This is a genomic window from Stutzerimonas stutzeri SDM-LAC (assembly GCF_000235745.1).
GTDB classification, from domain to species: domain Bacteria; phylum Pseudomonadota; class Gammaproteobacteria; order Pseudomonadales; family Pseudomonadaceae; genus Stutzerimonas; species Stutzerimonas stutzeri_H.
The window spans coordinates 1-10,691 of sequence record NZ_AGSX01000144.1 but is presented as its reverse complement, the minus strand read 5'-3'; the positions used below and the strand labels follow the sequence as shown (position 1 = coordinate 10,691).

Sequence of the window (10,691 nt, the reverse complement as noted above, 5' to 3'; positions counted from 1 at the left end):
ATTCGTTCATTGGTTGGACTCGCGGCGCGTTTGTTTTTTTGCGCGAATGGCCCGCAGCAGTGCGGGCGGGGGCGAGTATAGCGGCTGTAGATAGTGACAGCGACCGGGCAGGCCTAAAGTTCAGTATCGTCACCAGATTGTCATATTCGGTTCATAGAGTGTTCACACGGCCTGCAGACAATGGCCCCCGATCCAAACACTGACACACCCCTGCTAGGAGCATGGAATGAAACTGAATCTTTTGATGGCGGCCCTGACCTTCGCTGCCGCTGGTGTAGGCGCTGTTAACGCAGTCGCCGCAGTTGATCCGGCACTGCCGACCTATGAGAAGACCTCCGGCGTTTCCGGCAACCTGTCCAGCGTCGGTTCCGACTCCCTGGCCAACCTGATGACGCTGTGGGCCGAAGACTTCAAGCGCGCCTACCCGAACGTCAACATCCAGATTCAGGCTGCCGGCTCCTCGACCGCACCGCCCGCGTTGACCGAAGGCACTGCCAACCTCGGCCCGATGAGCCGTCCGATGAAGGACAACGAAATCCAGGCCTTCGAGGAAAAGTACGGCTACAAGCCGACCGCGGTGCCGGTCGCTATCGACGCCCTGGCCGTGTTCGTTCACAAGGACAACCCGATCAAGAGCCTGGACATCGAGCAGGTTGACGCAATCTTCTCCAGCACCCGTCTGTGCGGTGGCGAAAAGGACATCACCACCTGGGGTGACGTCGGCCTGACCGGTGAGTGGGCGAGCAAGCCGATCCAGCTGTTCGGCCGCAACTCGGTATCCGGCACCTACGGCTACTTCAAGGAAGAAGCGCTGTGCAAGGGCGACTTCAAGCCTAACGTGAACGAGCAGCCGGGTTCTGCCTCGGTGGTGCAGTCGATCTCCAGCACCCTGAACGCCATCGGCTACTCGGGCATTGGCTACAAGACCTCCAGCGTCCGCGCTGTGCCCCTGTCCAAGGGTGGCGAGGCCTTCGAAGCCAACGAAGAGAACGCCCTGGCCGGCAAGTTCCCGCTGGCTCGCTTCTTCTACGTCTACGTCAACAAGGCGCCGAACAAGCCGCTGAGCCCGATCGACGCCGAGTTCCTCAAGCTGGTGCTGTCCAAGCAGGGGCAGGAAGTCGTGGTCAAGGATGGCTACATCCCGCTGCCCAAGAAAGTGGTCGACAAGACCATGCAAGAGCTGGGTCTGAACTAAGCCCTCACGCCAGCCTCGCGGCGCTTGCCGCGAGCTGTAGCGACGCCCGCCACGCTCCGCGCGTTGGTGGGCGTCGTCGCGTCACCTCGCTGTAATTTTTCTGTCACACAGCTGCATTAAATTAGGCGCCCGAGCGGCCGAACAAGCCAGGAAACGACTCGCGCCCAAGCGGCGCAGCAGTGTAGCGGCCTGAGCGGCCAGGAACCTTCGCATGAACGATATCGAGACCATGACCGCGAATTCCGATGTGCAACGGCTGGACTTCAACACCCCGGCTCTGCAACGCAAGCGCCGTATTCGCGCGCTGAAAGACAAACTGGCGCGTTGGTATGTCTCCATTGGCGGCCTCGCCGTGCTCGGCGCGATCTGCCTGATTTTCTTCTACCTCGCCCAGGTCGTGGCACCCATGTTCCAGGGCGCTGAACTGCAAGCGCGTGATGCCCAGCAGCCGGCCTGGTTGGCCGAAGCCGGCGCGCCGCTGCTACTGGCGGTCGAAGAGCAGAACAAGGTGGCGATGCGCCTGGGCAGCGACGGAGCCGTGCGGTTCTTCAGCGTACCCACGAGCGAGCTGCTGCGCACCGTAGAGCTGCCGCTGCCGGCTGGCAGCCAGATCGTCTCGGTTGGCCAGGACACGCCGGGCAATCGCCGCATGGTGCTGGGGCTGAGCAATGGCCAGGTGCTGGTTGCCGAGCACAACTACAAAGTCAGCTATCCGGATGGCAAGAAGACCATCACGCCGCAGCTGGACTATCCCTTCGGTGAAGAGCCGCTGAACCTTGATTCGCAAGGGCGGCCCATCGAGCATGCTGCCATCAGCCTCAACGGCTCGACCCTGATGGTGGCAGGCGCTACGGATGGCGCTTTGCATGCCTTGAAAATCGTCTCTACCGAAAACCTGATGACCGGCGAAAAAAGCCTGGAAGAGGAGCGCATGGACCTGCCGCAACTCTCCGAGCCGATCAAGGCGCTGCGTATCGACCCGCGGCACATGTGGTTGTTCGCCGTGAGCGGTCGCGCCAGCGTCGATGTCTTCGATCTGCGTCGCAAGCAACTCAACGGTCGCTACAAGCTGCTCACCGGCAAGGGCGAGATCACCACGGTGGCTTCGCTGCTGGGTGGTATCTCGCTGATGGTCGGCGACTCCACCGGCGGCATCGGGCAGTGGTTCATGGTGCGCAGCAACGACGGCCAGGCCGAGCTGAAGAACGTCCGCAACTTCCAGCTGGCTGATCAGCCGATCACCCAGCTCCTTCCCGAAGAGCGCCGCAAGGGCTTTCTCGCCCTCGACAGTGCCGGCACCCTGGGCATCTTCCACAGCACGGCTCATCGCGAGCTGCTGACCGAGCAGGTCGCCGACGGCGCTGCGGTCGCTGCGATGTCGCCGCGTGCCACGCGCCTGCTGGTGGAGTCGGGTGACCAGCTGCAACGTTTCGTGATCGATAACCCGCACCCGGAAATTTCCTGGGATGCGCTGTGGGGCAAGGTCTGGTACGAAAGCTACCCCGAGCCGGATTACGTCTGGCAGTCCACCTCGGCAACGGGCGACTTCGAACCCAAGCTGAGCCTCTCGCCGCTGGCCTTCGGTACCCTCAAGGCGGCGTTCTACGCGATGTTGCTGGCTGCGCCGCTGGCCATCTGTGCGGCGTTCTACACCGCCTACTTCATGGCCCCGACGCTGCGCCGCAAGGTCAAACCGATCATCGAGCTGATGGAAGCGCTGCCAACGGTGATCCTCGGCTTCTTTGCCGGCCTGTTTCTCGCGCCTTATCTAGAAAACCACTTGCCGGGCATTTTCAGCCTGCTGTTGCTGATGCCGTTAAGCATCCTGTTCGCGGGCTGGTTCTGGAGTCGGCTGCCGGAAAATATCCGACTGAGCGTCCCGGAAGGTTGGGAAGCCGTGCTGCTGATCCCCGTGATCCTGTTCGTAGGCTGGGGTTCGCTGGAGGTCAGTGGACACTTGGAGAACTGGTTCTTCGGCGGTGACATGCGCCTGTGGCTGTCCAACGATCTCGGCATTCCTTTCGATCAGCGCAACGCGTTGGTGATCGGTATCGCAATGGGTTTTGCGGTGATCCCGACCATCTATTCGATCGCCGAAGACGCCGTATTCAGCGTGCCGAAGAGTCTCACCCTGGGTTCGCTGGCGCTGGGCGCGACGCCCTGGCAGACGCTGACCCGCGTGGTGCTGCTGACGGCCAGCCCGGGCATCTTCTCGGCGCTGATGATCGGCATGGGCCGCGCCGTCGGCGAAACCATGATCGTACTGATGGCCACCGGCAACACGCCGATCATGGAAGCCAATATTTTCGAAGGCATGCGCACCCTGGCGGCCAACGTGGCGGTGGAAATGCCCGAATCGGAAGTGGGCAGCACGCACTACCGCGTGCTGTTCCTCGCCGCGATGGTGCTGCTGATGTTCACCTTTGTGATGAACACCCTGGCCGAGCTGATCCGTCAGCGCCTGCGCCGCAAGTACGCCAGCCTGTAATACAGAACGCAGCCGGTGACGGCTGCGACAAGTTTTCGACAAAGGTATCGATCCGTGAAAAAGGATTCGCTGAAAACCTGGATCAAGAGCGGCAGCCCCTGGGTCTGGATGAACGCCGGTGCGGTGTCCATCGCCGTGATCATGACCCTCGGCCTGCTGGCGGTGATCGCCGTGCGCGGCCTGGAGCATTTCTGGCCGGATGACGTCATCGTTGCCGACTACCAGGTTCCGGGTGCCGAGCCACGTGTGATGGCCGGTGAAGTGGTACAGGCCGAGGAGGTGCCGCGTGCACGCCTGGCGGCCAGTGGCTTGCCGGTGGACGTCGAAGGCGGCGAGTTCATGACCCGTGAACTGCTCAAGGTCGGCAACCGCGAAGTCTACGGCGCCGATTTCTCCTGGGTCGTTGGCGAGTGGCTGAGCAACTCGCGCAAGCCGGCCGATCTGGTGGCGCTGGAGCGCCGCGAGTGGGGCAACTTCTATGGCGAGCTGTTGAACGTCAAGGAAAGCGGCCAGCTGGTTGCCGAGGGCGAGGCGGCATGGCCAGAGCTGCAAAAGCGGATTGAGCGCATCGACGAGCTGCATGCTGATATCAACAAGCTGGAGAAGGTCGATATCGGGCGCATCAACCATGGCCTGGAACGCCTGCGCCTGAAGACCCGCAAGCTGGAACTGGACGATCAGCTCGACGCGGCCGCGCAGGCCGAACTGGATGCCGAGCGTGCGCAGTGGGACGCCGAGTACAAGGCGCTCGAGGGCGAGCTGACCTCGCTCTACACCGGCTTCAACCGCGACAGCATCACCATGCGCACCATGGACGGTCAGGAAAAGGAGATCAGCCTCGGCAAGATCGTCCGAGCCTATCGCCCGAACGCCATGTCGACGCTCGACAAGATGGGCTTCTACTTTGCCAAGGTCTGGGAGTTCGTCAGCGACGAACCGCGTGAGGCGAACACCGAAGGCGGCATCTTCCCGGCGATTTTCGGTACCGTGCTGATGACCATCATCATGGCGGTGATCGTCACCCCGTTCGGCGTGATCGCTGCGGTCTACCTGCGCGAATACGCCAAGCAGGGCCTGCTGACCCGCATCATCCGCATCGCCGTGAACAACCTCGCCGGCGTGCCGTCGATCGTCTACGGCGTGTTTGGCCTGGGCTTCTTCGTCTATGTGCTGGGCGGCTCGCTCGACCGGATCTTCTACCCCGAAGCGGCGCCGGCGCCGGTGTTCGGTACGCCAGGCCTGATGTGGGCATCGTTGACCCTGGCGATCCTGACGTTGCCGGTGGTGATCGTCGCCACCGAGGAAGGCCTGGCGCGTATTCCGCGAATTCTTCGCGAAGGCTCGCTGGCACTGGGCGCAACCAAGTCCGAGACGCTATGGAAAGTGGTACTGCCGATGGCCAGCCCGGCGATGATGACCGGCCTGATCCTCGCTGTGGCCCGTGCCGCTGGCGAGGTCGCTCCGCTGATGCTGGTGGGTGTGGTCAAGCTGGCACCAAGCCTGCCGCTCAACGGGAACTATCCCTATTTGCACCTCGATCAGAAAATCATGCACCTGGGCTTCCACATATACGACGTCGGTTTCCAGAGCCCCAACGTCGAGGCCGCACGGCCGCTGGTCTACGCAACGGCGCTGCTGCTGGTGCTGGTGATTGCGGTCCTGAACCTCTCTGCCGTCGTGATTCGTAACCATCTGCGCGAAAAATACAAAGCGCTCGACCACTAACAGCCGATAACACGCTGGAGGCCGGCGCTGCACGATCGCAGCCCGTGCTTCTAGCCTCCAGCGATACGGAGACATCCCATGTCACAAGCAAAGACGCATTCCATCGACATTTCGGCGCTGGGTCGTGACAAGCGCGCACTGGACCTGGCTAACGAAGCCGTGGCTATCGAAGTGCCCGACCTGAGCCTTTACTACGGCGAAAAGCAGGCGCTGTACAACGTCAGCATGAACATTCCGCGCCAGCGCGTGACCGCGTTCATCGGCCCGTCCGGTTGCGGTAAGTCCACCCTGCTGCGCTGCTTCAACCGGATGAACGACCTGGTCGACGGCTGCCGCATCGAAGGTGCCATCAACCTCGACGGCACCAACATCTATCGCAAGGGCGAGGATGTGGCCGACCTGCGTCGTCGCGTCGGCATGGTGTTCCAGAAACCCAACCCCTTCCCCAAGAGCATCTACGAGAACGTGGTCTACGGCCTGCGCATCCAGGGCATCAAGCAGAAGCGCGTGCTCGACGAGACCGTCGAATGGGCGCTCAAGGGGGCGGCGCTGTGGGACGAGGTGAAGGATCGTCTGCACGAATCGGCGCTCGGCCTCTCCGGCGGTCAGCAGCAGCGTCTGGTCATCGCCCGCACCATCGCCGTGCAGCCGGAAGTGTTGCTGCTCGACGAGCCGAGTTCGGCCCTCGACCCGATTTCCTCATTGAAGGTCGAAGAGCTGATCTACGAGCTCAAGGCCAAGTACACCATCGTCATCGTCACCCACAACATGCAGCAGGCCGCGCGGGTGTCCGATTACACCGCCTTCATGTACATGGGCAAGCTGATCGAGTACGGCGATACCGATACCCTGTTCACCAATCCCGACAAGAAGCAGACCGAAGACTACATCACCGGCCGCTACGGTTAGTCTGGCCATGTCAGAGCGCGCCAGGCGGCGTCGGCGGAACTTGCCGTACACATCGTACTGTCTGCGTTCCGCCTCCTTGCCTGACACACTCTGCCAAAGCCCAGACGGGTTTGGGTGGAGTCCAATTTACACGGGTGCGCCGCGCACCAGAGCCGCTTAACGGCAGCCTCCTCGGAGCGAGAACAATGATCAGCAAAGACAGCCACACGCAACACATCTCCCAGCAGTTCAACGCCGAGCTGGAAGAGGTGCGCAGTCATCTCCTGGCGATGGGCGGCCTGGTGGAGAAGCAGGTCAATGACGCGGTCACCGCGCTGATCGAGGCCGATTCCGGGCTGGCGCAGCAGGTCCGTGACGTCGATGACCAGATCAACCACATGGAGCGCGACATCGACGAGGAGTGCATTCGCATTCTGGCCCGTCGTCAGCCGGCGGCCTCCGACCTGCGCTTGATCATCAGCATCTCCAAGTCAGTGATCGACCTGGAGCGTATTGGTGATGAGGCGACGAAGATCGCCCGCCGCGCCATCGAGCTGTGCGAAGACGGCGAGGCTCCGCGCGGCTACGTCGAGGTTCGCCACATCGGTGACCAGGTGCGCCGAATGGTGCAGGAGGCGCTGGATGCCTTTGCGCGTTTTGATGCGGATCTGGCGTTGTCGGTCGCACAGTACGACAAGACCGTCGACCGCGAGTACAAGACCGCGCTGCGCGAACTCGTCACCTACATGATGGAAGACCCGCGTTCGATCTCGCGGGTGTTGAGCGTGATCTGGGTGCTGCGCTCGCTGGAGCGGATCGGCGACCACGCGCGCAACATCGCCGAAATGGTGATTTACCTGGTGCGCGGCACCGACGTGCGCCACCTGGGCCTGACGCGGATGGCCGAGGAAGTCGCCAACAAGCGCGACTGATCCCTCGTCGCGGCGCCTGGCTCAGCGATCAGCGCTGCGCCAGCGCCTCGCTGAGGTAGTCGATCAGCACCCGCTGCTTCGGTGGCAGGTGCTGGTTTTGCCGCCACAGCAGCCAGGCCGCCCCCTGGTACGAGCCGGTGTAACGCCATTGCGGCAGCACTTCACACAGCCGATCGTCGGCCAGTGCCTGCGCGGCGGTGAAATGCGGCAGGACGGTAATGCCCAGATCCGCCAGCGTCGCTTCCAGCCGCGCTTCGCTGTGGTTGCAGACATAGCGGCCGCGCACCGTCACCACTTCCTGTCGCTCGCCATCGCTGAAATGCCAGCGGTTGTCGCCCGCACGCTCACCGAAATAGATGCAACTGTGCCGGAGCAATTCCTGCGGATGCTGCGGCGTGCCCTGTTGTGCCAGGTAGGCCGGGCTGGCGCATAGCAACTGACGCACCGGCCCCAGTGGCTTGCCGGCAAGGTCTTCGGGCGGTTGATCGGTCACCTTCACCACGAGGTCGAAGCCGTCTTCGATTAAGTCGGGGCTCAGGTCGCTGATCTGCAGCTGCACCTCGACCTCGCCGTAGCGGCGCAGGAACCCCGGCATCAGCGGGCTGATGACGAACTTGCCGTAGGCCTTGGGCACGCTCAGGCGTACCAGCCCGCGTGGGCTGCTCATCAAGCGCTCGCCGATGGCCAGTGCCTGGTCGGCGGCGTCCAGCATCGTTCGGCAATGCGCATAGAACTCACTGCCGGCTTCGTTCAGCCGCAGCTGGCGCGTGGTGCGCTCCAGCAGCCGTAGCGACAGCGCCTGTTCCAGCCGCGCGACCTGCCGGCTCACCGCCGACGCGGTGGTGCCCCAACTGGCGGGCCGCGGCGGAAAAACTGCCAGCCTCGACCACGCGCACGAAGACGGCGATGCCAGGCAGCAAGGTCGCTTGATCATTCGTTCTCATGCTGAACAAGTCCTTTTCCGAAGCGCTGGATTATCGACCTCAGCGTATCAATGGACAATCGGTCCGTTCAGTTGAAGCGGGTGGGCAGCATGCACGATTGGCGTTGTAGGGCACGATGCAACCTCCGGCTGGCCGACACCATGCTGCTGATGGTGGCGATCATCTGGGGCAGCAGCTATGCGGTGGCCAAGCAGGCGCTGTGGTTCTATCCGGTGCTGGGGTTTCTGGCGATTCGCTTTGGCCTGACCTTCATCCTGCTGATCCCGCAGCTGCGCGGCGAGGGCCGGCGCGCGATTCGTCCAGGCCTACCGCTGGGGCTGGTGATGCTGGGAATTTTCCTCTGCGAAACCTGGGGTGTGATGTTGACCAGCGCCAGTAACGCCGCCTTTCTCATCAGCCTGTGTGTGGTGTTCACGCCTTTTGTCGAATGGGCGATGTTGCGTCAGCGCCCGAGTAACCTTCTGTTTGCAGCTTGTGCGTTGTCGCTGGCCGGCGTCTGGCTGCTGACCGGAGGTATGGCTATGTCGCTCAACCTGGGCGATGGGCTGATGCTGGCCGCTGCGGTGCTGCGCGCGGTGCTGGTATGCCTGACCCGACGGCTGACCGCCGACCGACAGGTGCCGCCGCTGGCGTTGACGGCGGTACAGAGCGGGGTGGTCGCCTCGGGCTGCCTGCTGCTTGGCGTGTCGCTGCCGGGCGGGCTGCCGGCTTTGCCGCAGAGTCCGGCATTCTGGGCGGCCAGCTTGTATCTCGTGGGCTTCGCCACGCTGTTTGCGCTTTACGTGCAAAACCTGGCGCTGGGCCGTACCAGCGCGACGCGGGTGTCGCTGCTGATGGGCTCAGAGCCGCTGTTTGGCGCGCTCATCGCCGGGTTCTGGCTCGGCGAACGGCTGGGGCTGCAGGGTTGGATCGGCGGGCTGCTGATCATGATCGCGACGCTGGGTACTCTGCGTCTCGGCCGTACGCAGGCGCCGGTTGCAGTCAATAGCAGGTTACCGGCACGTACCTGATAGCGAGTGCGGACATCGATCAGCTCAGATTCTTTGAGTCGTCTGTGAGTGTGAGAGAGCCCACCCACCAAGCTGCGGATACTGACTAGCTCTTCTGCAGGCTGGCGACCAGTTCCGCCAGTTGCTGTTGTCGCTCGGCCTGCTCCAGCCGTGCTCCGGGATTCAGCGATGACCATTGTGGATGCGCGCGGCAACGGTGCAGCGCCTCAGGTAGCTTGCCCTCGCGCCAGGCTTTGTCGTCCGGGGTATCGAGGCGGATCGCGTCCATCGCGGCATGCCCACGCGCGGCGAGGGCGGTCAACAGCTGGCGCTGGCGCAGCGCGAGCAGGCGCAGCACGGCGTCATCCACGGTCAGTTCGCGTTGGCCCTTGAGCTTGCCCAGCAGGCGGTTGCCATAGTGCCGTGCCGTCTGCGCGCCGCCGCCGGCGATCGCGCCGAGCAGTGCCGCCGCACCCAGCGTGATACCACCGACCATCAGATCGACGCCGGCACCGGCTGCCGCCCCGGCGGCCATGCCGCCACCGATCTTCACGCCAAGTTCTTTGAGCGTTTCCGGGTTGAATAGATCGTCGCCCCAGCGGCCGTCTAGCAAGGGCAAATCGGCCGCCGCGGCATCCTGTGGGCGGAAGCCGTAGAGGCGCAGCAGGGATTCGACGCAGCGCTGTTCGCGGGCGCGCACGGCGTCGTGCAGTTCACGAATGGCGCCGCGCTCCAGGTCAGGCTGGGCGGCGACGCTACGTCGACAGGCCGCCACATCCACCAGTAGCTCGGCGATCAACCGATTGCCCTCGCTCAGCCGCGCCGCCGCCTGGGCTTCATGGTCGTCGATCAGGCGCTGCAGTTTGGGGCGCGACTGTTCCAGTAGTAATGCGAGGCTTTCATAGAGTCGGCGCTCGCCGTCGATCGGCGGCGCCACGCTGTCGTAGCGCACCAGGGCGTGCAGCCCCAGCCGTGCCAACGCCTCGCGCCATTCAGCTTCGCGATGGCCGGGTTGCGCGACGAAGTTGAGTACCGGCAGCAGCGGCTTGCCGCAGCCGGCGAGCACCGCCAGTTCATCCTTGTACTTGGCCAGTACCGGCTCGCGGGCGTCGATGATGTAGAGGCCGGCATCGCTGGCCAGCAGCTGGCGCAGCACCTTGGCCTCCTGCTCGAAACGCTGGCGTGCCTCGCTGCCTTCGAGAAACCGCGCAGTGCGCGCCGGACCATCAAGGCGCTCGCCAGGGCGTTCGATGCGCTCCAGATGGTCGAGCAGGGCGATGGCATCTTCCAGCCCCGGCGTGTCGTAGAGCTCTAGCAGCGGCTCGCCATCCACCGACAGCCGCGCGCCCTCGACATGACGAGTGGTACTCGGCCGATGCGAGACCTCGCCGAACCCAATGTCGCGGGTGAGGGTGCGCATCAGCGAAGTTTTGCCAACGTTGGTGTGACCGACCAGGGCGAGTTTTAGCGGTGCGCTCATGGTCGAGATTCCTCGTTGGCATTCCTGTAGCAGTGGGCGTAGTGCGGCGC

7 protein-coding genes and 1 pseudogene are annotated in these 10,691 nt (G+C 63.5%); 6 read left to right on the top strand and 2 right to left on the bottom strand.

Going from position 1 to position 10,691, the window contains the following annotated elements; all coding sequences use genetic code 11:
• Positions 1–226 precede the first annotated feature (226 nt).
• The 5 genes from PSTU_RS0115220 (at position 227) to phoU (ending at position 7,228) form a co-directional block, all read left to right on the top strand.
• Complete coding sequence (locus tag PSTU_RS0115220) at positions 227–1,195, top strand: PstS family phosphate ABC transporter substrate-binding protein (protein ID WP_019341885.1); 969 nt, start codon at positions 227–229, stop codon at positions 1,193–1,195.
• Between the two features lie 211 nt (positions 1,196–1,406).
• Positions 1,407–3,683: an ABC transporter permease subunit gene (locus PSTU_RS0115215; protein WP_019341884.1), complete on the top strand. Its 2,277-nt coding sequence runs from the start codon at positions 1,407–1,409 to the stop codon at positions 3,681–3,683.
• A gap of 54 nt (positions 3,684–3,737) precedes the next feature.
• Positions 3,738–5,408, top strand: coding sequence for a phosphate ABC transporter permease PstA (pstA, locus tag PSTU_RS0115210; protein WP_019341883.1), 1,671 nt, complete (start codon positions 3,738–3,740; stop codon positions 5,406–5,408).
• A 78-nt stretch (positions 5,409–5,486) separates the two neighbouring features.
• Positions 5,487–6,317 (top strand): phosphate ABC transporter ATP-binding protein PstB, encoded by an 831-nt coding sequence (pstB, locus tag PSTU_RS0115205; RefSeq protein ID WP_019341882.1) that lies wholly within the window; start codon positions 5,487–5,489, stop codon positions 6,315–6,317.
• 185 nt (positions 6,318–6,502) lie between these two features.
• Positions 6,503–7,228 (top strand): phosphate signaling complex protein PhoU, encoded by a 726-nt coding sequence (gene phoU, locus PSTU_RS0115200; protein ID WP_019341881.1) that lies wholly within the window; start codon positions 6,503–6,505, stop codon positions 7,226–7,228.
• 28 nt (positions 7,229–7,256) lie between these two features.
• Here phoU and PSTU_RS20890 read toward each other — a convergent pair.
• A pseudogene (locus tag PSTU_RS20890) lies at positions 7,257–8,172 on the bottom strand (LysR family transcriptional regulator).
• Positions 8,173–8,261: 89 nt separating this feature from the next.
• On the opposite strand from PSTU_RS20890, the gene PSTU_RS0115190 reads away from it, so the two are divergent.
• On the top strand, positions 8,262–9,182 hold the full coding sequence (locus PSTU_RS0115190; RefSeq protein ID WP_036993317.1) for a DMT family transporter: 921 nt from the start codon (positions 8,262–8,264) through the stop codon (positions 9,180–9,182).
• Between the two features lie 85 nt (positions 9,183–9,267).
• Here the strand turns inward: PSTU_RS0115190 and PSTU_RS0115185 are convergent, their stop codons facing one another.
• Positions 9,268–10,641, bottom strand: a complete 1,374-nt coding sequence (locus PSTU_RS0115185) for a GTPase/DUF3482 domain-containing protein (RefSeq protein ID WP_019341879.1) — start codon at positions 10,639–10,641, stop codon at positions 9,268–9,270.
• Positions 10,642–10,691 lie beyond the last annotated feature (50 nt).